This window comes from Nitratireductor sp., from assembly GCF_017794765.1.
GTDB lineage: Bacteria > Pseudomonadota > Alphaproteobacteria > Rhizobiales > Rhizobiaceae > Nitratireductor.
Map to the genome: position 1 here is coordinate 2,796,388 of NZ_CP051236.1, position 21,316 is coordinate 2,817,703.

General features: G+C 57.1%; 18 protein-coding genes. 11 read left to right on the plus strand and 7 right to left on the minus strand.

What is annotated here, in order from left to right; translation table 11 throughout:
- Positions 1 to 33 precede the first annotated feature (33 nt).
- From HF949_RS13300 to HF949_RS13335, 8 genes are all read left to right on the plus strand, one after another.
- A complete protein-coding gene (locus HF949_RS13300; RefSeq protein WP_292895980.1) occupies positions 34 to 1,239 on the plus strand; it encodes a multidrug effflux MFS transporter in 1,206 nt (401 codons plus the stop codon).
- An 8-nt stretch (positions 1,240 to 1,247) separates the two neighbouring features.
- The gene (gene mobA / locus HF949_RS13305; RefSeq protein WP_292895982.1) at positions 1,248 to 1,871 is read left to right on the plus strand and encodes a molybdenum cofactor guanylyltransferase MobA; all 624 of its coding nucleotides are present in this window, start codon (positions 1,248 to 1,250) and stop codon (positions 1,869 to 1,871) included.
- The gene (gene mobB / locus HF949_RS13310; protein WP_292895984.1) at positions 1,868 to 2,386 is read left to right on the plus strand and encodes a molybdopterin-guanine dinucleotide biosynthesis protein B; all 519 of its coding nucleotides are present in this window, start codon (positions 1,868 to 1,870) and stop codon (positions 2,384 to 2,386) included. Before mobA ends, mobB begins: the two co-directional genes overlap by 4 nt.
- A gap of 140 nt (positions 2,387 to 2,526) precedes the next feature.
- A complete protein-coding gene (locus HF949_RS13315) occupies positions 2,527 to 3,312 on the plus strand; it encodes an ABC transporter substrate-binding protein (protein ID WP_292895986.1) in 786 nt (261 codons plus the stop codon).
- 158 nt (positions 3,313 to 3,470) lie between these two features.
- On the plus strand, positions 3,471 to 4,184 hold the full coding sequence (locus HF949_RS13320; protein WP_292895988.1) for an ABC transporter permease: 714 nt from the start codon (positions 3,471 to 3,473) through the stop codon (positions 4,182 to 4,184).
- Positions 4,181 to 5,005 (plus strand): ABC transporter permease, encoded by an 825-nt coding sequence (locus tag HF949_RS13325; RefSeq protein ID WP_292895990.1) that lies wholly within the window; start codon positions 4,181 to 4,183, stop codon positions 5,003 to 5,005. The genes HF949_RS13320 and HF949_RS13325 overlap by 4 nt, the downstream gene beginning before the upstream one ends.
- Before the next feature lie 36 nt (positions 5,006 to 5,041).
- Positions 5,042 to 5,911: an NAD(P)-dependent oxidoreductase gene (locus tag HF949_RS13330; RefSeq protein WP_292895992.1), complete on the plus strand. Its 870-nt coding sequence runs from the start codon at positions 5,042 to 5,044 to the stop codon at positions 5,909 to 5,911.
- A 9-nt stretch (positions 5,912 to 5,920) separates the two neighbouring features.
- Positions 5,921 to 6,478 carry a DUF3299 domain-containing protein gene (locus HF949_RS13335; RefSeq protein ID WP_292895994.1) on the plus strand — a complete coding sequence of 186 codons (558 nt, stop codon included), beginning with the start codon at positions 5,921 to 5,923 and terminating at the stop codon, positions 6,476 to 6,478.
- Positions 6,479 to 6,483: 5 nt separating this feature from the next.
- Here HF949_RS13335 and HF949_RS13340 read toward each other — a convergent pair whose 3' ends face one another.
- From HF949_RS13340 to HF949_RS13355, 4 genes are all read right to left on the minus strand, one after another.
- The gene (locus tag HF949_RS13340; protein WP_229449103.1) at positions 6,484 to 6,978 is read right to left on the minus strand and encodes an Lrp/AsnC family transcriptional regulator; all 495 of its coding nucleotides are present in this window, start codon (positions 6,976 to 6,978) and stop codon (positions 6,484 to 6,486) included.
- Between the two features lie 99 nt (positions 6,979 to 7,077).
- Positions 7,078 to 7,704, minus strand: a complete 627-nt coding sequence (locus HF949_RS13345) for a uracil-DNA glycosylase family protein (RefSeq protein WP_292895998.1) — start codon at positions 7,702 to 7,704, stop codon at positions 7,078 to 7,080.
- Positions 7,705 to 7,714: 10 nt separating this feature from the next.
- Entirely contained in the window at positions 7,715 to 8,326 is a 612-nt protein-coding gene (locus HF949_RS13350; RefSeq protein ID WP_292896000.1) for a glutathione S-transferase, read from the minus strand.
- A 7-nt stretch (positions 8,327 to 8,333) separates the two neighbouring features.
- Complete coding sequence (locus tag HF949_RS13355) at positions 8,334 to 8,936, minus strand: thermonuclease family protein (protein ID WP_292896002.1); 603 nt, start codon at positions 8,934 to 8,936, stop codon at positions 8,334 to 8,336.
- Between the two features lie 69 nt (positions 8,937 to 9,005).
- On the opposite strand from HF949_RS13355, the gene HF949_RS13360 reads away from it, so the two are divergent.
- The gene (locus tag HF949_RS13360) at positions 9,006 to 10,547 is read left to right on the plus strand and encodes a sensor histidine kinase (protein WP_292896004.1); all 1,542 of its coding nucleotides are present in this window, start codon (positions 9,006 to 9,008) and stop codon (positions 10,545 to 10,547) included.
- A 23-nt stretch (positions 10,548 to 10,570) separates the two neighbouring features.
- On the opposite strand, the gene HF949_RS13365 is transcribed toward HF949_RS13360, so the two are convergent.
- Positions 10,571 to 11,527, minus strand: coding sequence for a nicotinate-nucleotide--dimethylbenzimidazole phosphoribosyltransferase (locus HF949_RS13365; protein WP_292896006.1), 957 nt, complete (start codon positions 11,525 to 11,527; stop codon positions 10,571 to 10,573).
- Between the two features lie 133 nt (positions 11,528 to 11,660).
- On the opposite strand from HF949_RS13365, the gene HF949_RS13370 reads away from it, so the two are divergent.
- Both HF949_RS13370 and HF949_RS13375 read left to right on the plus strand, forming a co-directional pair.
- Complete coding sequence (locus tag HF949_RS13370; protein WP_292900186.1) at positions 11,661 to 11,894, plus strand: DUF1289 domain-containing protein; 234 nt, start codon at positions 11,661 to 11,663, stop codon at positions 11,892 to 11,894.
- Between the two features lie 2 nt (positions 11,895 to 11,896).
- Entirely contained in the window at positions 11,897 to 12,598 is a 702-nt protein-coding gene (locus HF949_RS13375; protein ID WP_292896008.1) for a retropepsin-like aspartic protease family protein, read from the plus strand.
- A gap of 60 nt (positions 12,599 to 12,658) precedes the next feature.
- Here HF949_RS13375 and HF949_RS13380 read toward each other — a convergent pair whose 3' ends face one another.
- Together HF949_RS13380 and HF949_RS13385 are read right to left on the minus strand one after the other, a co-directional pair.
- Positions 12,659 to 15,991 carry a DUF7507 domain-containing protein gene (locus tag HF949_RS13380; protein WP_292896010.1) on the minus strand — a complete coding sequence of 1,111 codons (3,333 nt, stop codon included), beginning with the start codon at positions 15,989 to 15,991 and terminating at the stop codon, positions 12,659 to 12,661.
- A gap of 200 nt (positions 15,992 to 16,191) precedes the next feature.
- Positions 16,192 to 21,093 carry a DUF11 domain-containing protein gene (locus tag HF949_RS13385; protein ID WP_292896011.1) on the minus strand — a complete coding sequence of 1,634 codons (4,902 nt, stop codon included), beginning with the start codon at positions 21,091 to 21,093 and terminating at the stop codon, positions 16,192 to 16,194.
- Positions 21,094 to 21,316: the final 223 nt, after the last annotated feature.

Below are 21,316 nucleotides of genomic sequence, written 5' to 3' on the forward strand. Positions count from 1 at the left end.
AGGCCGATGAACATGCAAGGTTCGCAAGACGTTATGGAAAAAATCTTATCCCGCTCCGCAACACCACCTCACATCGTGACACTCGTGATCGCGACCGCAACGGCGGCCGTTTCCATGAACGTTTTTCTGCCATCCCTTCCCGGCATGGCAGAGTATTTCCAGGCGGACTACAGCATCGTTCAACTGGCGGTCTCGCTTTACCTTGCGGCCACAGCCGTCCTCCAGCTGGGGATCGGCCCCGCTTCGGACCATTTCGGTCGCCGTCCGGTCATGCTCACCTGCTTCGCAATATTCATTCTGGCAACCATCGCGGCATTGATGGCGCCCAACATCACCATTTTCCTGATCTGCCGGGTGATGCAGGCCTTCGCGGCCGCCGGCATGGTTCTCTCAAGGGCAATCGTGCGCGACACCGTTGGCGCGGACGAAGCGGCCAGCCGCATTGGTTACATCACCATGGGCATGACGCTCGCCCCCATGCTCGGTCCCCTGATCGGAGGATTTCTGGATGAGCTTTACGGATGGAAAGCAACGTTCTACCTGATCCTCGGCTTCGGGATCATCTCGTTCCTCGTGGTGTATCTCGACCTGGGCGAGACAAACCGTAACCCATCCGCCAGCATGACCGCACAGGTAAGGAATTATCCGGAGCTCTTCCGGGCGAGGCGCTTCTGGGGCTACACGGCAACGGCTGCCATGGCATCCGGCGCTTTTTTTGCCTTTCTTGGGGGTGGACCCTACGTCGCCACCGAAATCCTTGATCTGACGCCATCGCAATACGGGATGTATTTCATCCTGATCTCGGTTGGTTACATGATCGGAAACTTCCTTTCAGGCCGTTTTTCAAGGCGCATCGGCATCAATCCCATGATGCTAGCGGGCAATATTCTTGCCTCTCTCGGCCTCGTTCTTTCACTGGTGCTGTTTGCAGCAGGGCTTTTTCATCCGATGTCGCTTTTCGGCCCATCGTTTTTCGTCGGTATCGGCAACGGCATGACCATGCCAAATGCCAATGCCGGCATTGTCAGCGTCCGGCCGCATCTTGCCGGTTCGGCCTCCGGCCTCGGCGGAGCGCTGCAGATCGGCGGCGGAGCGGCGCTCTCAGTGATAGCCGGAGCTGTTCTTTCTCCGGAAACCGGGCCATTCCCGCTAATATGGGTGATGCTTGCATCTTCCACGCTCGCCATCGTCGCATCGCTCTACGTGATCTATGTGGCCCGCCAGGCAGGAAACATCTGAGGGAGACGATGGGCTTGGGCGTTGCTGGAGTAATCCTTGCCGGCGGAACGGCACAGCGCATGGGTGGCGGCGACAAGGGATTGCTGCGTCTCAACGCGTCAACGATCATTGAGACGGTGATGGAGAGGCTCGCGCCTCAGGTTGACCGCATGGTGCTCAACGCCAATGGCGACCCGCACAGGTTCGCCCCGCTTGGGCTTGAGGTGGTTCCCGATCCCCTCCCCGAACCCATGGGTCCGTTGGGCGGCGTTCTCGCCGGCCTTGAATGGGCAAAAACCAGCACTCCCAGACCATCACATATCGTGACAGCGGCAGCAGACACGCCTTTTCTTCCCGGAAACCTTGTTACGCGCCTTATGGAGGCCACCCGTGTTTCCGGCGGACCGGCAATCGCACGCAGCAACGGCGCACTTCATCCGGTCTTTGCTCTCTGGCCTGTACACCTTGCCGATGACCTCGCCCGCCATCTTGCCAGCGGCGGAACCCGCCGGATCCGCGCCTACGCCTGCGATCAACACAACGCGGCTCTGGTGGACTTTGCTTGCCATCCCGAGGCCGATCCGTTCTTCAACATCAACACGCCCGAAGATCTCCAGACAGCGCGTGAAAGGCACCGAAGGGAAGCGACGTGAAACAGGCGGTTTTTGGCATTGTAGGCTGGAAGAATTCCGGAAAAACCACTCTGACGGCGGCACTTGTGAGGGAGTTGACGAAACGCGGTTTTCGGATCGCCACGCTGAAACACGCACACCATGCGTTCGACATAGATCATGAAGGCACAGATTCTCACCGGCATCGAAGCGCCGGGGCTTCGGAGGTGGCGATCGTCTCCGCAAAACGCTGGGCGATCATTCACGAACTGGAGGGTGCACAAGAGCCGACCCTGACCGAAATGCTCGCGCGCCTTTCACCGTGCGACCTCGTCCTGATCGAAGGTTTCAAACGCGAAAATCATCCCAAGCTGGAATGCAGGCGGCGTGAAGCGCGCGATCAGACCTGCCTGGCAGTGGCAGACCCGACCATCGTCGCTGTTGCCGGAGATTACGAGACTGAGACTGGGGATCTGCCGCGGTTTGATCTCGGAGATGTGGAGCGGATTGCCGACTTTGTCATCAGCCACACCGGCATCGGCGAGCAGGCGCGTTAGGGTCACGATCCGTCCATTCATTGCATGGGACCAGTCACCTTTAAGGTTGCAATTTGAATAGGATCGGTGGGAATATCCGGCTTCATGTTCCGCCCGGCAGGAGGCCGGAAGCGGTAGATAATTAGATGAGAGGAACCAGAATGCATATTTCAAGGCGTATCGCGCTTGCACTGCCTGCGGCAGCTTTGGCTCTGGTAGTGGGCTCGGCTCATGCCCAGGACATGATGAAGCTCAAGATCGGCACCGAAGGCGCCTATCCTCCCTTCAACAACCTGACCGCAGACGGCTCCCTTGAAGGGTTCGACATCGATATCGCCAAAGCGCTTTGCGACGAGATGAAGGCTGAATGCGAGTTCGTCACGCAGGACTGGGACGGTATTATTCCCGCGTTGCAAGCGGGCAAGTTCGACGCAATCGTCGCGTCCATGTCGATCACGGAAGAGCGCAAGAAGCAGGTCGACTTCACCAACAAGTATTACAACACGCCGCCAGCTCTGGTCGTGCCTAAGGAATCAGATATTGCCGGCACCTCACCGGAGGATCTGGCCGGCAAGGTTATCGGCGCGCAGGGTTCGACCACCCACGCGAATTTCGCCGAAACCACCTTCACCGACAGCGATGTGAAGGTCTATCCGACCGCTGAGGAATACAAACTCGACATGGTCAATGGGCGACTTGATGCGGTCATAGATGACATCATCGTTCTCCAGGAATTCCTGGACAGCGACGACGGCGCCTGCTGCAAGGTTCTGGGTACACTCACCCCGCGTGAGGACATCTATGGCCCCGGCATCGGCATCGCTGTGCGGCAGGGTGAGGACGAGCTTCGCGAAAAGCTGAATGCCGCCATTACAGCCATTCGTGAAAATGGAAAATACAAGGAAATCAACGACAAGTATTTCACGTTCGACGCTTACGGCGACTGAGCGTCGTTGCGATGTCCTGATTTAATGTCACAGGCGGCCGCCTCCGGGAGTTCGGCCGCCTGAATTGCATGCGGCTCTGGTGACAGAGCTCGAACAAGAAAAATCGCCAATTCGCATCTAGATGCCGGGTCAGGCGGTTCGGACAGGGGTGTTGGGAGATGGAAAGGGTCTGGACCCTTTTGAGTTTTGGGCCGGAAGGCTGGGGCGATGATATCGCCAAGGGCGTGCTTCTGACGGTTTCTCTGGCACTGGCAACGTTACCGCTTGGACTGGCGATCGGTTTTTTCGTCGCGTTGGGAAAACGTTCCAGCGACAAGACCTTACGTCTCGCGGCCAACATCTATACGACGATCTTTCGCGGTCTGCCGGAGCTTTTGACGCTCTTTCTGGTCTTCTACGGCGCGCAGATTGGCCTGCAGCAAATCGTGCGGCTGTTCAATCCGGACGCTAGTATAGAGATCAACGCTTTTGTAGCAGGCATGGTCGCGCTCGGCGCCGTGTTCTCCTCCTACGCCAGCGAAGTGTTTCTGGCCGCCTTCCGGGCCATCCCACAGGGTCAGTATGAGGGCGGTCAAGCGATCGGGCTTTCTAACCCGCAGACCATGCGCCTCATCATCCTGCCTCAGCTCCTGAGACTGGCGCTGCCTGGCCTTTCCAATCTCTGGCTCATCCTCCTGAAAGATACCGCGCTCGTTTCGGTGATCGGCCTCGCCGATATCCTGCGTCAGACCGGCATCGCCGCACGCGTCACCAAGGAAGCATTCTTGTTCTTCGGGATCGCATGCCTCCTCTATCTCGTATTGGCCATGTTGTCCTCAATCGTCCTGGGCATGATCGAGAGCTGGACCAAACGCCACGGAGTCCAGCGATGAGTGCTGAGACACAAGCCGCAGTCGAGCGCCCGCCCGTCATCAAAGAGGGCTGGACGCGTGCCCGCACAATCGGCGTGGTCCTGCTGACGATCTGGGCCGCGCTCGGCCTTGCTGTTCTGGGCTTCATGATCAACGCCTGGGATCCGGATATTTTCACGCGCTACGCACCGCGCTATCTCTCGGGCCTGTGGATCACCGTCCAGCTTGTCGTTGTTTCGGTTTTTCTCGGCGCAATCCTCTCCGTGCCCATCGCCCTTGGACGCACTTCAAAGAACAAGCTGATAGGCGCCCTCGCCTATGCATACGTCTATTTTTTCCGTGGGACCCCGCTGCTCGCCCAGACCTTCCTGGTCTACTACGGACTTGGCTCTTTCAGACCTGAACTTCAGGCTGTCGGATTGTGGACGTTCTTCCGGGAAGCCTGGTACTGTGCCGTCTTCGCCTTCACGCTCAACACTGCCGCCTATCAGGCGGAAATTCTGCGCGGTGCCATCGAGAGTGTCGGCAAGGGACAATGGGAAGCTGCCGCCGCACTCGGCCTGTCGAGGTTCCAGACCGCGCGCAAGATCATTCTCCCCCAGGCGCTCATTGTCGCGCTCAGGCCCTATGGCAATGAGATCATATTGATGATCAAGGGGTCCGCCATCGTCGCCATCATCACGGTCTATGACCTGATGGGCGAGACACGTCGCGCCTACGCACGCACGTTCGACTTCCAGACTTACATATGGGCTGCCATCATCTATCTTGGTCTCGTCGAGGTCCTCCGCAACGCCGTTGATTGGATCGAGCGTCGAATTACCAAGCATTTGAAGCGCTGACGCGCGCAACACAGCATACAAGGAGAAGTTTTCGAAATGGCGGACGTCGCATTCATCGGGCTCGGGGTCATGGGATATCCGATGGCCGCACATCTTCACAACAAGGGGGGGCATACGGTTACGGTGTACAATCGCACCGCAGCGAAGGCACAGAGCTGGGTCAACGAGCATGGAGGCGCGCACGCGCCGACGCCCCGGGACGCTGCAATCGACAAGGATTTCGTCTTCGCCTGCGTGGGCAATGACGACGATCTTCGCTCGGTGACACTCGGCCAGGATGGGGCTTTCCATGGCATGAAAAAGGGCGCGGTTTTTATCGACAACACCACCGCGTCTGCCGAAGTTGCGCGTGAGCTCGCCGAAGAGGCTGAGAAGCGTGGCTTCGGTTTCATCGACGCACCAGTCTCAGGCGGACAGGCCGGCGCGGAAAACGGTGTTTTAACGGTCATGTGCGGAGGCGAACAAGCAGTCTTCGAAAAAGCAAAACCGGTGATCGAATCCTTCGCCCGTATGGTTGGCTTGATGGGGCCGGCGGGGGCCGGACAGCTAACGAAAATGATCAACCAGATCTGCATCGCAGGGCTGGTGCAAGGGCTGGCTGAAGGCATTCATTTCGGCCAGAAAGCCGGGCTCGATATTGAGAAAGTCGTCGACGTCATCTCCAAGGGAGCAGCCGGTTCCTGGCAGATGGAAAATCGTCACAAGACGATGAACCAAGGCAAGTACGACTTCGGTTTCGCGGTCGACTGGATGCGCAAGGATCTGGGCATTTGCCTGGCCGAGGCCGATCGCAACGGCGCGAGCCTGCCCGTCACCGCTCTCGTGGATCAATTCTACAAGGACGTCCAGAAGATGGGGGGCAATCGCTGGGATACATCCTCCCTGCTTGCCCGACTCGCGAAGTAGGGGCCAACAATGACCAGCCGGTGCGCGGCATATCTTGCAACATTGCTCACAGCTTTGCCCGCATCGGCCTGTATCGCTTCAATGGCTACCGGTTCCGAAATCCCGGAGCAACCGGAAGGTGTTCGGCCCGTCACCTGGGCAGATCTTGCCTCGTCCGCTCCGGATGAGAAAAAGAGGGCTCACCTGACCGATTTCAGCGGGCAGACGGTCAGCCTCTCCGGCTACCTTCTGCCCGCTGACCTGGAAGGCGAGCTTGTCTATTCCTTCATCCTGGTGGCACGCCCCGGTGCCTGCAGCCACATGCAGCAACCATCCCCCAGTCAGGTCATTCGGGTCGTGCCATCGACCCCCTACCGCTTAAGTTCCAACTACGAACCGGTGACCGTAACCGGGGCTCTGCAGCCCGTTCTTGAAAAAACTCAGCTTTTCATTCTGGACGGCGCAGCGATCATAGAGTCGGGCTTCACGATGCGACGCGCCGCGGTTAACCCAAACAGCAGCCCGCCGGCATGGCAAGCGCCCTCGCCCGGCAATCCCTGGCGCAGTGTTGTCAAAGGCGGGAATTAGCCAGCTCAGCCACCATTGCCTCCGCCTGAATCCTTGTCCAGGACAAGATAGTCGAGCGGAAGCTCGGTCGTATATTTGATCTGCTCCATCGCGAATGTGGATGAAACGTCGCGGATCTCGATCTTCGCGATCAGCTTCTTGTAGAATGCGTCATAAGCGGCGATGTCCGGCACCACGACACGAAGCAGATAATCCACCTCGCCGCTCATTCGGTAAAACTCCACTACCTCGGGGAATTGCTGGATCACCTCGGAAAATCGCTTCAGCCATTCGTGGCTGTGCATGTTGGTTCGGATCGACACGAACACATTTACCCGGGCATTGACCTTTTCCGGATCAAGCACCGCCACGCGCCGACGAATAACCCCTTCTTCCTCCAGCTTCTGGATACGCCGCCAGCATGGTGTGGTGGAAAGCCCGACCTTTTTTGCGACATCGGCTACGGCAAGGGTTGAATTTTCCTGCAACAAACGCAGGATCTTGCGATCAAGGCGGTCCATGAGGAACTCCGGAGAAAATGATTTCCTAAAATGGCAAGAGATTATCAAGGTAACAAGAAATTTTTTGCCTTCAAAGCGAGTTTTGCGATCAGATATTCCTCATTTCCGTGGAAGAAGCCGATGAATTTCCTCACGCAGGACGGGCAACAATTCACGTTCAAACCAGGGATTCGTTTTTAACCATCCTGTATTGCGCCATGAAGGATGAGGCAGCGGCAACACGCGGGGGCACAGGTCGAGCGCCAGCAGTCGACGCCAGTCATGCACCGTCTCGGTAAGGGTTCTGGATTTTTCGGCCCCAAGGTGCCAAGCCTGGGCATACTGGCCGATAACAAGAACAAGTTCGATCTGAGGCATTGCCGACATCAACTGCGCCCGCCAGGCCGGTGCGCACTCCCGGCGTGGTGGCAGATCGCCGCCTTTGGCGTCAAGTCCGGGAAAACAAAATCCCATCGGGGCAATGGCAAAGCAGGCGGGATCATAAAATTCAGATCGATCCACCTGAAGCCAGTCACGCAATCGATCACCGGACCGGTCGTCGAACGGCAAACCCGAGGCATGGACCCGCGTCCCCGGTGCCTGCCCGGCAATGAGGATACGAGCCGTGTTCGACCCCACCACAACTGGCCGCGGCTCATGCGGCAGAGGGGCGCCAAGCGGTTGTTCCACGCAAATCCGGCAACTGCGAATTCGCGCCAGCAATGGCTCGAGAGGCGGCGTCTGCACGTTTGAACTCTCAGGCTTTCGCGCTCGGGCGCCCGGCAACCGTGTGATACCAGCGCATCAGATGATCGAGCCCGTCCGGAACTGAAATGCGCGCAAGCTTCATAAAGTCAATGCTGACGAGCCCGGTAATATCGGCAATCGAATACTCATCACCCGCGATGAATGGGCGATCGGCCAGGGCCTCATCGAGATAGGTAAGAAACTGCAGGGCCTTGGGTTTGTTTGCTTCCCCCCATTCCGCAACCTGCGGCACCTCCCAGTCCTTCATGGCCGGATGCAGGTGCCGGAAGGCTTGCGCAATGGGATAAAACAGATGCATCTCAACACGGCGCTGCCACATTTCGACTGTGGCGACGCCCAGCGCACCCGTGCCGAAAAGCGCGGGTTCAGGCTGGAGCCCCTCGAAATAGCGGCATATGGCAACGGTTTCGGTCAAAACCGTCCCGTCATCAAGTTCCAGTACGGGCAAGCGCTGCAGCGGGTTGAGACGCGTCAGCGCTTCAGACTTGTGCTCCATGGCTCCCATGTCCACCGGCTCGATGGGCACGTCGATCGCCTTTTCCGCCAGAAATATCCGCACACGCCTAGGGTTGGGCGCCCGGTTACCATCATAGAGCTTCATGTTTCGATTACTCCTCACCTGAAAACCATCTCACGAGTCGCCCCCAAAGGCGCCTCAACAGATCGCCGTCACCAGGGCGCGGCTCTCCATGATGCTCCTCGCGCCAGTCGCGTGGCGCTTCGAATCCGCCCCCCCATATGCCGCGCTGTGCCCGGCGTGCCTCCGCTTCGACCGCGTCATAATCGCCATAGGCGAGCGCCCATCCCGCCGCAACGAGCGCTTCGCCAATATCCGTCTCATTCACCTTACAGCGCGCCAGAAGGCGATCATAGCGATCACGCTGAAAGCCTTCGCAGACTACCTCCGCCCCGCCGACCAACCGACGCAAAGCCCGAAGCGCCTCACGCCCGCATGCATATTCCTTGCCCCCTAGGGTGCAGCGTTGCTGGAATTCGGGCGCGTCGATGCCTTCAAGGCGAATGCGCTCGCCTGCGACCGTCAGCGTATCGCCGTCATGAACGATCACGACACCTGTCAGTGTCTGGCCCCCAAAGCGCTGCAATCTATCGACCAAGAGCGCTACTCCGCCCAAAAACAGGAGCGTCAGCACCACATCCACGATGCGGATTGACCTGCGGCCGCGGCTCCGTCTGTTTCGGCGGCCTCTCATGTTTTGAAGGGTCTCTTAATCATTCACGAATAAGTTGAGCGGTGAATAGCGGGAATTCAAAAACGGGTCATGGTGGCGGAAGCGTCAAAATCGGCTGACAAGTTCGCCGACAAGTTCATTGTGGACCGCACCAAGCCGCATCGCAACAGCAATGTGGGGCTTGCCGTGCGCCGTACGCGTGACCGGCTGTCTCAAAGCCTCGGCCCCCCCGACTTCAATCGCGACATGCTGAAACTGCACGCGCGCGACATTCTTTCAAACATCATCAAGCCGACTTTGCTCATCCTGGCGATTAGCCTTGGCGGAATTTATCTCGGGCTTGATCCCCAAGCCACGTCTCTGTGGGCCCTAAGCTGTCTTGCCGGTTATGTACCACTCATTTTTCTCGCACGTCGTCTGGAGCGGATGCCGGAGAATGAGATTGAAGTCACACGCATGCGGCAATGGCTTTTCTCCGCCCATTTCACGAGCGGCCTTGGATGGGCGTATTTCGCATTTCTGCCTCTACCCCATGGCCCACTCTCCGAACCACAGATAATGCAGGGTGCGGTTCTGCTTCTCGTGATCGCGGGAGCCGCCATCGTCACGGCGAACCTTAGCGGTGCGCTGGTGGCCGCATTTGCGCTGCCGGTCTGTCTGTTCGCCTTTAAGGTCAGCAGTGATCCGACAACGGGTTCGATGATGATGTGTCTGGTTCTGGCCGCCTCGCTCCCCTTCCTCGCCTATGTTGCGCACCATCGAAACCGTGCGGCGTTGACGCTTCTTTCTTTCCAGAGCGAAAAGAATGCGCTGGTGGGGGAGCTGGAAACGGCCAAATCCATGTCGGACGAAGCCCGCCGCCGCGCAGAAGAAGCCAACCTGGCAAAATCGCGTTTTCTCGCTTCCATGAGCCATGAGCTTCGAACGCCGCTCAATGCCATTCTCGGTTTCTCAGAAGTTATGGCCAACCAGGTTCTGGGACCACTCGAGAACTCGACCTATCGCGATTACGCTAATGACATACACAGTTCCGGGAGGCATTTGCTCAGTCTCATCAACGAGATACTCGATCTTTCGCGCATAGAGGCCGGACGCTACCGGCTCAACGAGGAACCGATCTCCCTCGGCGCTATTGTGGAGGATTGCTGCCGCCTGATGGAAATGAAGGCGCGTGGCAAGGACATTTCCTTCCGGACCGACGTCGAGCCTACGCTACTGAAACTATTCGCCGATGAACGCGCAGTGCGCCAGATCACCCTCAATCTTCTATCCAACGCGATCAAGTTCAGTCCGACGGGCAATTCCGTCCACATCAGGGTCGGCTGGACAGCAGGTGGCGGTCAGTACATCGCCATAAAGGATAATGGTCCCGGCATCCCGGAAGACGAACTGGCGGTGGTACTCTCTGCATTTGGACAGGGGTCCATAGCCATCAAGAGCGCGGAACAGGGTACCGGGCTCGGTTTGCCCATCGTGCAGGGCCTGGCAGCCCTGCACAATGGAGTTTTCGAACTCAACTCAAGACTTCGCTCAGGCACCGACGCTATCGTCGCCTTCCCCCGCTCGCGCGTGATGGAGGAACTCCCGGCTGTTCCAACCGAACGCAGGCGCGCATCAAGCGGGAGCGCTTGAGCCCCCCGGCGGGAGTGTTTCGCTTAGCCCAGACGCCGGGCAACCTCTGCAACCCCACCGGCAAGCGCAGCAGCTGACTTGACAAGACCAGCAGCCACAGCGCCGGCACATCCCGCCTCCCTTGCAATCCGCAGTTCAAGCAGCGGCTGAAGCTCGACTTGCTGGGCCGCCCATTTCTCAAATGGACTGTGGCAATCTGCGAGAATGCAATGACAAATCGCATGCGGCGCCAACTTGTAGAGAACCGCAGCCGCTGCCAGAGCCGGCAAACCGTCAAGAATAACAGGGATGTTTTGTGCCCGGGCTGCGAGGATGGCGCCCGTCAGCGCGGCCATATCCCGTCCCCCCAGCCGCCGGAGCACTTCAAGTGGATCCGTCAGGTGATCGGCGTGAAAGGAGAGCGCCTGGGAAACAACGTCCCGATCAGGCTCGTTTAGTTGTCCCACCTCTCCTTTCAGAAGGGCGAGAAGCATCGCGCTTGCGACAACCGTGGCCTGCGAGCCCAATGCCCCGACACAGAGTAAATCGACCCCTTCGGCCGTGGCTTCCATACCGAACGCGATCGTTGCAGCACATGCCCGTTCGTCCAATGAGGCATCCCTGCGCATGTCGCTGGACGGCAAATCAAGCGCCAGATCAAAAACATTGAGAGAAAGATCATTGGCCACGCACAAATGCGATACCGCAGCAGCCCCGGCTGCGACCGCATCAACCCGCGCCCGCTGCTCGGATTGGTCCTTCTCTGCAAAGCCATGTGTCGCGGCGTAGAGTGCAACACCGGATTTGCCGATCAAGGGCGGCACCGCGCCACGTGTGCGAGAGAGCCAGACGCCGATCTCGTGCAACCGTCCCAGTTCTTCCCCGGTGTAACCTGCCCGGGCGAACGCCCTTGCCATCGCTTCGGCTGTTTTGCTGTCAGGCACGTTCAGTTGGGAAAGCAGAGAGCGGACGTCATCGAAAGGCATTCCGGAAATGGGCATAAATCTGGTTCCCGTTTGGTGTCGGAAACGAGATAGCCACCAACAGCGTCAAGCGCAATGGTAGACAGACCGCGCTGATAGCTTGCGTCAATGGACACGATGCCCCATGTCTTGTTGAAACGATGGAAAGATGATGGTCGACATCAGATCCCCCTGCATCCTTGTCTGCTCGATCGATGTGAAATCCGGGTTTTGTTTTGGTTGCGGGCGCACGCGCGCCGAGATTGCCAGTTGGCTCTCACTGACTTCGCAGGAGCGCGATACAATCATGGCTGAACTTCCGAGACGTTTGGAAACGGTGGAACGCAGACCACGCCGCGAAACCCGACGTGCCCGCATCGCTCGCCAGCGACGGGAGGGCCAATAGCCATGCGCCTGTTCTGGATATCCATGGCGCTGCTTGGAGGCGGTTTGATCCTTCTGATCGCCAACCATGATTCAGGCCGGGTATTGGGCCTGGAAAGCTCGGCATTCGCAGCCACCCTGTATCTCGGTCTCTGGGCAGCCGTCCTTCTCGCAGGTTTTTTGGGGTCGGGTATGCGGATCGGGGAAGTTGCAAGAACCCTCGCCTTCTGGGCCTTTTTGCTTTTAACGCTGGTCGCGGCCTATCAGTACCGCTACGAGCTTCAGGATATTGCAAGCCGCGTAACGGCTGGCCTGATACCCGGCAGCCCTGTGTCCACGGTGGGCAAAGACGGCCAGATAAACGTGATTGTCGAGCGTTCTGCCAGTGGGCACTTCGAGGTTATCGCAAATGTGAATGGTACCGATCTGCGCATGCTGATCGACACGGGCGCGAGCAGTATCGTACTGGCGGATGCGGATGCACGCGCGGCAGGTTTCGAGCCGGAGGGATTGCGTTTCCAGACACCAGTCGCAACTGCCAACGGCACCACTTTGGTAGCCCGCGCCCGTGCTGAAACGATCAGTATAGGAGCCATCTCGCGAAGCGATATGCCGATTTACATCGCACAACCGGGACGCCTCGAGCAGAGCCTGCTCGGCATGAGCTTCATAAACACACTGGATGGTTTCGATCTGCGCGGCGACCGCATCGTCCTTCGCGATTAAAAGTGACATGGGAAGCAGAATGTGAACACCCGGATACTGTTTCCGGGTGTTCACCAGAGTCTATCTATAGACAGCGTTTCTCGCGGGCCTCGAGCCGCGGGGGGCCTCGGTTTGCACACGCGTTTCGATATCCAGTTGATAGCGCCGACCGACATCACGCCATTCGTTTGCAACCAGTCTGCGCAGCGCATTGATACGCCTCTTTGCAAGTCGTCTCCCTTCTCCGCCTTCCGCATAAACAAGACGCAGAACTGAAGGTTCGTGATCCAGAAGATCGATAAGCTGGGAAACATGGCCCCGCCACTCGGTCATCAGGTGGTGGGTCCCTGGCACAAAGGCAGCATCCGACAAATCAAGTCGCACCACGCGCCCGATGGAAGCGCCGAACATAAACTCCGATGCCTTACCTGCGGTGAGGCGAACAACGCGTGGATTTTCCGTCGTAAGACGATAGCCGGACGGAAGCGAGCGCGGATCAAGCTTCATGATGTAGTTCGTGCCTATCCGCTGATCGGGCAGATCCGCGCAAGCCACATGAAAACGCCCGTGATCATCTGCCGTCAACAACAATCCTTTGACCGTCGCGATCCGGACACCGGGCAGACCCGGCTCTCCGGCATCCTGGTATCCATTGCGGTTTCTGTCGTCGAACACCTTTCCGATAATATCACCACAATCAAAAAACGCTTCAACCATCACCTCGACGGTTGCTGCAGCAATCCGGGACAGGGTCGCGCCGGACAGATCCTCGACCCAAGACTGGTTAACATACTCGCCGGGCTTGGCTGCCGACGTCACGCCCAGTTCGAGATCAATCGACACCTCTCCTCCCGCGGGCAGCGTCACATTCTCGAATGTCAGCTTTCGCCCTTCCGCTTTGGGAGTGACAGAACTGCCGTCCAGCATGGCCGATCCGCGCACATAGGTCAGACCGGATGGGGTCATGTCGATGATATTGACAGTGCTTTCCCCTGGAAGCCCCAGGGACTTCACGCGGATAGTGTATGGCACACGGCCGCCGCGGGCTACTTCTGCCATAGGCGTCACCTTGCTGATCGAATAACCTGGCAGGTCAACGACAGCGTCATCCTCGGGCGAGTCTACGTCCTGCCCCGAAGGATCGTTGCCTGTTGCGGTCGCCGTGTTCTTTACTCCACCTTCGATACCCTGAGCGGCGTCGATATCATCTTGTGTCACCGTATACGTCGCCGTGAACGTCTCACTCTCCCCTGCCCCCAGTTCACTGCTGGACGGTGAGAATGATGACAATTCACCACTGCCGGGCTGTCCATTGAACCGGGGCCCGGCATCGGATGGCACGACATCCGTAACCGTTACATTGCCGTCATTGGTAACCTCAAACATGTAGAGGATAGTATCGCCCGGTTCAGCAAACTGTCCGTCCGCCCCCTGGAACCCGCCGGATTTCTCCAGCGCCAGGGAGGCTATTTGCGGCAACGGCGTTGGGGTGGGATCGTCGGGCTCCCCGTCACTTTCGACATCCAGATCAGCGGCTTCGTCCGGGTCGTCAGATATGTCGGAGACGGGTGTGTTGTTGGGTCCGGTCGCCTCTGCGTTGGCCGTTGCAACAATCCCGCCGGCATCTATATCGGCCTGGGTTAGCGTATACGTGGTTGTGAATGTCGTCCTGTCCTCACTACCGGGCAAAAAACCCGACAGGCTACCGCCCGGAACAGGCGCTGAGGATGGAGATGTGGATGTACTCGAACCGATCAGCAATGATGAGAATGCAACGTTGTCGAGTGTTACATTCCCGGTGTTGCGCACCACAAACGTGTAGCTTACCGGCTCACCCGGATCGGGGTACCCGTTTCCGTTTGCGTCGGTCCATTCGTCAATCAGGTCCACTTCGAGGCCGGGATTTGCCTGGAAAGTGATCACCGTCGGGTCACCGGAAACGCCCTCAATCGCCCTGGATAGCCGCTCAATGTCCAAGCCCTGTGGATCCTTGGCATTTGCCGTTCCCAGATTCTCGACGAATCCGTTGTCGATGTCCTGCTGCTCAATCGCATAGACACCGGCCAAATCTGACCGCTTCTCCCCCGGGAGCAGCGAATCGATCGGACTATTGGAGACTGCGACCTTGTTATCCGACACGACGATATCCGTGAGCGTCACGTTACCCGTATTCTCTATGCTGAACGTGTAGTTGATCAGCTCCCCGGCATCCGCCTGACCATTGCCGTTGGAATCTTCCAGTTCCCCTTGCTTCACAAAGTCATAGTCGGGGCCTGGGGGGATCGACACAGTTGTGGGATTCTCGTCAACCCCTGCCGTATCGCTGGAAATATCGTTGAAAAGGTTTCCGCTCTCGTCGGTTCCTTCCGCAGTCGCCTGATTAAACAGTCCGCCGGCGTCGATATCTTCCTGCGTCAACGTGTAGGTTAGCGTGTAAGTGGCTGTTTCCCCCTCAACCAGCGTCCCCTCGGACGAGCCGGATGTAGCGGACACGAATGTCGGACCGCTGTCGGGTGTCAACGGCGTGCCATCAGCCCGCACCAGATTGTCTTCGCTGATCGAAACGCCGGTCAAAGGGCCAATACCCTGGTTCTCCACCGTCATCGTGAACGTCAAAACATCGCCTGGCTTATCGCCTTCCGAAACCGTTTTGATGATCTCGATGACTTCCGCCCCCAACGCGAAGCTGATCAGGCAGTTGGAAGACCCGTCCGCGGCAACTTCGAGCGTCTGGGAACTCGACACCGCAGTAAAAGCAAACACGGCCTGCCCCCAGGCAGTCGTATCTGGAAACAGAATCGTTTCATCCGTGCCGCTCGTTGTTAGCTTGAGCCCTTCACAGGCGTTTGGACGCGAACCGGCGGTCGATCCTCGCCCGATCGCATAGAACGGAATTCGGTATGTCCGACCTGGCACGAGCCCGTTCATGGTGGTGCGAATGGATTCCTGCCAGTCCGGCCCACCAATCATGGAGGTAAAGGTAGTATCCCCTGTCGGTACGACAGGAAGTGGCGCACTATTCCAGGCATATGAGCCGGCCCATTCGGCTCGCGTTGAACAATCTGGGGTACCTTGCCCGTTCGACCACCCAGGCGGTGTTTGACCGAGCCCTGGCGTACAGGGTGACGTGGGAGGGATTTCCTGTGCTTTCGCTGGCCCCTCGCCGAGTGCCAGCAATCCTAAGGCAAAAATGAGCGCGAGCAGCATCGTGCGGATCGCGGCTTGCGCCTTCCCGCTAATCTGCTGCCTGCTGCAGTGTGTAAAGTTGGAACGCCGCTGCAGCTGAGGCAATTTCTTTATCCCTCGCTGGCCTGTCAAAAGACCGCCTACGGCCCCGGCAAAGCTTTGAAAGGATCTGGATGCGCTTGCCGCACCCTGCGGCTCGAGCGACGTCGTCTGGAGCTTCTTGAACATGACAAGCCTCGTCATACTATCGTCCACGGTTCGGTTTCTGATTGGGCCTTCTTGGCCAGACGCGGGAACGAGAGACTGAAACAGCGTTCGCAAATCGAAGTGTCGGAGCACTAGGAGAGATGAACGCGATACGTCAGTTACAGAGAGGTAGTATTACAGTTGGTGGTGCTAGCATGGTGTGCACCACCAACATTGAGGGGCTACCTGCGATCGAATGCCTTTTGCCGGTCACCGCGTTGAGTGGCTTTGGTTCCCAGCCTCGTTTCGATCTCGAGACGGTACCCGCGGCCGGTCTTGCGCCACTCAGAAGCGATCTGCCTGCGAATTTCCCGAAGGCGCCTGAGCCCCGCCCGCTGGCTTCCATGAGAGTCCGAATACACCAACCGCAAAACAGACGGCTCCTGGTCGAGGAGCACAATCATCTGCTTGATGCGCTCACGCCATTCGGGTTTAAGCTCCTGAGAGGTGCCAACAAATGCGGCGTCACTCAGATCAAGTCGCACAACCCTACCGATCGACGCTCCGAACAGAAATTCCGATGCCTTGCCGGCCGTCAGCCTTACAACACGCGGGTTTTCCGTCGTGAGCCGGTATCCGGAAGGCAACGAACGCTGATCGAGCTTCATCATGTAGTTCGTGCCGATCTTTTGGTCCGGTAGATCCGCACAGGCCACATGAAACCGCCCGTGGTCATCCGCCGTAAGCAACAGTCCCTTCAACGTCGCGACACGCACCCCCGGCAGACCGGGCTCGCCCTTGTCCTGGTAACCATTGCGGTTTTTATCGTCAAAAACCTTTCCGATAATGTCGCCGCAGTCAAAGAGGGCCTCCACCACAACTTCCACCGCTACCGTAGCAACACGAGAGACCATGACACCAGCCGAGGTCTCGACCCAGGCTCGGTTTACATATTCCCCGGGTTTGGCAGCACCAGTCACGGAGAGTTGGAGCTCGATGATCATCTCGCCCTCAGCGGGCAACACGACATTCTCAAATACTAGCCTCCGCCCTTCGGTTTTTGGTTCCACCGCAGCGCCATCCAGCTTTGCGGATCCGCGTACAAAGGTCAGCCCGGGTGGGGTCATATCAACGATGTTGACTGCAGCATCGCCCACAGAACCGAGCATCTTCACATTGATTGTGTAAGGGACCCGATCACCCCGCCGAACTTCAGCCAAAGAAGTCATTTTGCTGATTGCGTATCCAGGCAGGTCTACAGCTGCTTCCGCAACAGGCGAAGGTACAGATTGCCCGTTGGGGTCAATACCAGACACCGTCGCCGAATTCTGAATACCGTCTCTGAGCCCTTGGGCCGCACTGATGTCGCTTTGCGTCACGGCATATTTGGCGGTGAAGGCCACGCTCCCACCCGCACCGAGATCGGCACTCGGCGGGGAGAACGATGTCATCGTTCCGGTCCCAGGGACCCCACCAAACAGTGGTCCGGAATCTTGAGGCGAGACATTGTAAACAGTTACGTTGCCTTCATTGGTTGCAGTCAACGTGTAGAGAATGGTGTCGCCTGGTTTCGCGAGCCGGCCAGAAGCTCCCTGAAAAACCCCGGTCTTCTCAAGTCCGAGAGCTGCAACTTGTGGCAGAGGGGTGGGTGTCGGATCATCCGGCTCACCATCATCTTCAATGTCAATATTGCCGATCTCGGCTGGGTCGTCGGATGCATCCACCACTGGGGTTCCATTGAGAGCCTGCCCGCCAATGCTTGCTGTCGCAATAATCCTACCAGCATCAATGTCTGCCTGTGTCAAAGGATAGGAAACTGTAGGTAGGGAAACATCCTCACTACCGGGCGCAAGCCCCATGAGCACACCGGTAGGAGGAGGAACGGATATAGGTGGTGTTGCACCACCCTCAGGCACCACATTAAGTGAAGCAATTGCAAGATCCTTCAGCGTCACATTGCCAGTGTTTCGAACCACGAAAGAATAGGTGACTGGCTCTCCAGGATCAGGAAAACCATTTCCATTTGTGTCGTTCCATGAACTCTGCAAATCCAGTTCAACCGAAGGGTTGGTGGCGAAAGGTATGATGGTCGCTTCGCCAGGCTGACCATCCGGCGGACGTGCCTCTTTCGGCACATCCTCACCTTGCGGGTTCTTACCGACGGCGGTTGCTACATTCTCGAAGGAACCACCATCGATATCGTCCTGTGTGATCACATGTGTACCAGTCACGCTGGTATCGACTACACCCGGTGCAAGCGTGGCAATTGGACTGCCTGTGATTTCCGCCTTGTCGTCTGTGACCACAACGTCCGTTAATGTGACATTGCCGGTATTGATTGTCGTAAACTTATAGTTGATCAACTCACCCGCATCAGCAAACCCGTTACCATTGGCATCGTCCAGCACCGCTTCCTTGACAAAATCGTAGTCAGAAACCGTAGCAATACCTCCAGGCGGCTGGGTTGGACTACCCTCTTCGCCATCAGGCGGACGAGACTGTTTGGGGACTTCGGTGCCGTTCGGGAGCTTTGCATTTGATGAAGCGACATTATCGAGATCACCTGCATCAATATCCGCTTGAACAACGGTGTAGACGCCCGTAACGCTCGTGCTGTCCACTGCTCCCGGTGCCAGTGGTCCTTCAAGCGGACTGCCCGAAATTGTTGCCCGCGAATCCGTTACGACCACATTGGTAAGCGAGACATTGCCGGTGTTTTCAACGGTAAACTTGTAGTTGAGCACTTCGCCGGCATCAATCAGGTTGTTACCGTTGGCATCCACATGCTCCACTTCCTTCACAAAATCATAGTCTCCCTCAGTGGGCGTCTCAATGTTCGTTGTGTCACCTTCCGTGCCATTTGGCGGGCGTGATTGCTTGGGGATGTCATTGCCCTTGGGGTTTTGGGCTATGGCCGATGCAACATTGTCAACACTGCCCGACGCAAGATCTGCCTCGGTGATCGTATAAACGCCGGTTACGGAGTTCGTATCGATCTCGCCCGGTGCAAGCGATGGGATCGGGCTACCGGAGATCGTCGCCTTAGAATCGGTCACAACCACATCGGTCAGTGTTACATTGCCGGTATTCTCCACTTTGAACGTGTAGTTGACCACTTCTCCAACATCCGCCCGCCCATTCCCGTTCGCGTCGTCATGCGCGGCTTCCTTGACAAAATCATAGTCTGAGACCGGGTCATGATCGCCAGGCGGCCTGGTCGGATCGCCCTCACTACCACCAGGCGGACGAGACTGTTTGCCGATTTCGCTTCCATTCGGGAGTTTTGCTGTCGATGAGGCAACATTGTCGAGGTCTCCTGCATCGATATCCGCCTGCGTGACGGTGTAAGTGCCCGTGACGCTTGTGGTGTCGATTGCCCCCGGCGCCAGCGGGCCGCCCAGCGGACTACCTGAAACCGTTGCTCGCGAATCCGTCACGACCACATTGGTCAGTGAGACATTACCCGTGTTTTCGACTGTGAACTTGTAGTTAAGCACCTCCCCCGCATCGATACGCCCGTTGCTGTTTGTATCTGCATGTACCGCTTCCTTGACGAAATCATACTCGCCCTCCAGCGGCGTTTCGATGCTCGTCGAATCTCCCACCTCGCCATCGAGTGGACGCGACGGCTTCGAGAGTTCATCGCCATCCGGATCTTTCGCGGTCAATAAGGCAACATTTTCAATGCTCCCGGAGACTAGGTCAGCTTCCGCAATTGTGTAGGTACCAGTCACTGAGGTGGTATCGATCGCACCGGGAGCCAATGTTGGAATTGGGCTACCGGAAATCGTTGCCTTGGAATCCGTTACAACCACATCGGTCAGGGGCACGTCACCGGTGTTCTCAACCGTAAAATTGTAGTTGATAGTCTCGCCGACGTCGGCCCGCCCGTTTCCATTGGCATCGTCGTGTACCGCATCCTTGATAAGAGACATCGAGGCTTCGCGATCGACATCGGAATCGTTGTTGTCCGGCGGGGTAGTGTCTATGATCGTGTCGGGAAGTCTCAACGTTGCCACGTTGGTGAGGTCACCGGAAAAGTCCGAAGGCACAGGGATCGTAAAGTTGTAGGTAACCGAGCCGCCTACAGGAAGACTGACCGTTTGATTGTCAAGCGCGCCAGTGCCACTCGTGGCATCGCAGACACCGCCACCAGAGCCGGCGCATGTCCAGCTTGCCGACGTGATACCCGCCGGCAAAGGATCGTCTATTCCGATATCTGTAGCACCGAATGGCCCGTTGTTCCTTACTGTTATCTGATATGTCACGTCGTCGCCGGGCGTATAGGCTTCCTGCCCATCGGTCTTTGAGATGCTTATATCCGCCTGAAAGCTGAGTTTTGTGGTAGCGCATTTCAGACCGTCGTTGACTGACGAACCCGGTGCGCTCGAAATGCGGGTCGCCCGTCCGGTTTCGAGATCGAACTCGAAGAAGCCCTCTCCATCGTTGCCCGAGCCATACACGGCGTTCGGCGCGCCGAACATGGCTCCAAAATTACTAGAGGTGGAAAGACCCGTATTGCCGACATTGGTGACAGCCCCCGTGACTGGGTTGATAGAAATGAGCTGAGATGAGTTGCCTTCCTTGGAATAAAGGAGGCCATTCGACCACGCCATATCGGAAAGAAAAACACTCCTACTTAACGTAATCCTGGTAGCTGACCTTGTAGATATATTTACTTTATATATATATCTATCGTGCGTTCTTCCATAAACGTAATAAGAACCATCATCTGATATCTCCCCCGTGTTAACTTTTAATGTGGATGGAACCCCTGATATTGAACCAAGGCTCTGCACGGCACCGTTGGAACCAACTCTATAAAGAATTGGTGAGTTATTATTTACCGCATAGCCATAATTATCTATTGGATTGAAGGCGGTTCCATTGTATGCGAACGTTACCCCTCCTTGATTCACAAAAGTGAACGGGTTGGTGGTTGTATTGATTGCATTAAGGCGGGTCTGATTTCCCTGCGACAGCCACATTCGGGAATCGCATGTTCCGAAATCAGGTGGAGTTTGAGCATCTGCACCGCCGCCTAACAGTCCTAAAATGACTACTAGAAAGAGGCCCTCCTTAAACAAGGCAGGAAAGAGAGCGCCAAAGAATCCAAATCTTGATGAATAAATAAGTTCTTTCATAATATATTTCCCGTCATTCCGGGAAAACGCTATTTGTTAATAAATTGATACAAAAGTAACACCTCATTGCACCGTTCAGTTCTGGACAGCTATCGCCGGGCATCGAAAATCTCTTTCGAAAGTAATGTCGAAAGAGCCATGAGATCGTGGTCAGAAATTTTGATATTTCCCCAACCGCTCAGCTCCTTGTATCGATGACTTAAGGGGGAAGGCAGGTCGGTTG

Bases quoted from the DNA above. Each gene is read 5' to 3' on its own strand.
- HF949_RS13380 (WP_292896010.1), bottom strand. From the start codon at position 15,991: ATGTTCAAGAAGCTCCAGACGACGTCGCTCGAGCCGCAGGGTGCGGCA.
- HF949_RS13330 (WP_292895992.1), top strand. From the start codon at position 5,042: ATGGCGGACGTCGCATTCATCGGGCTCGGGGTCATGGGATATCCGATG.
- HF949_RS13365 (WP_292896006.1), bottom strand. From the start codon at position 11,527: ATGCCCATTTCCGGAATGCCTTTCGATGACGTCCGCTCTCTGCTTTCC.
- HF949_RS13315 (WP_292895986.1), top strand. From the start codon at position 2,527: ATGCATATTTCAAGGCGTATCGCGCTTGCACTGCCTGCGGCAGCTTTG.
- HF949_RS13360 (WP_292896004.1), top strand. From the start codon at position 9,006: ATGGTGGCGGAAGCGTCAAAATCGGCTGACAAGTTCGCCGACAAGTTC.
- HF949_RS13375 (WP_292896008.1), top strand. From the start codon at position 11,897: ATGCGCCTGTTCTGGATATCCATGGCGCTGCTTGGAGGCGGTTTGATC.
- HF949_RS13325 (WP_292895990.1), top strand. From the start codon at position 4,181: ATGAGTGCTGAGACACAAGCCGCAGTCGAGCGCCCGCCCGTCATCAAA.
- HF949_RS13300 (WP_292895980.1), top strand. From the start codon at position 34: ATGGAAAAAATCTTATCCCGCTCCGCAACACCACCTCACATCGTGACA.
- HF949_RS13335 (WP_292895994.1), top strand. From the start codon at position 5,921: ATGACCAGCCGGTGCGCGGCATATCTTGCAACATTGCTCACAGCTTTG.
- HF949_RS13355 (WP_292896002.1), bottom strand. From the start codon at position 8,936: ATGAGAGGCCGCCGAAACAGACGGAGCCGCGGCCGCAGGTCAATCCGC.
- HF949_RS13350 (WP_292896000.1), bottom strand. From the start codon at position 8,326: ATGAAGCTCTATGATGGTAACCGGGCGCCCAACCCTAGGCGTGTGCGG.
- HF949_RS13320 (WP_292895988.1), top strand. From the start codon at position 3,471: ATGGAAAGGGTCTGGACCCTTTTGAGTTTTGGGCCGGAAGGCTGGGGC.
- HF949_RS13340 (WP_229449103.1), bottom strand. From the start codon at position 6,978: ATGGACCGCCTTGATCGCAAGATCCTGCGTTTGTTGCAGGAAAATTCA.
- HF949_RS13370 (WP_292900186.1), top strand. From the start codon at position 11,661: ATGGTCGACATCAGATCCCCCTGCATCCTTGTCTGCTCGATCGATGTG.
- HF949_RS13385 (WP_292896011.1), bottom strand. From the start codon at position 21,093: ATGAAAGAACTTATTTATTCATCAAGATTTGGATTCTTTGGCGCTCTC.
- mobA (WP_292895982.1), top strand. From the start codon at position 1,248: ATGGGCTTGGGCGTTGCTGGAGTAATCCTTGCCGGCGGAACGGCACAG.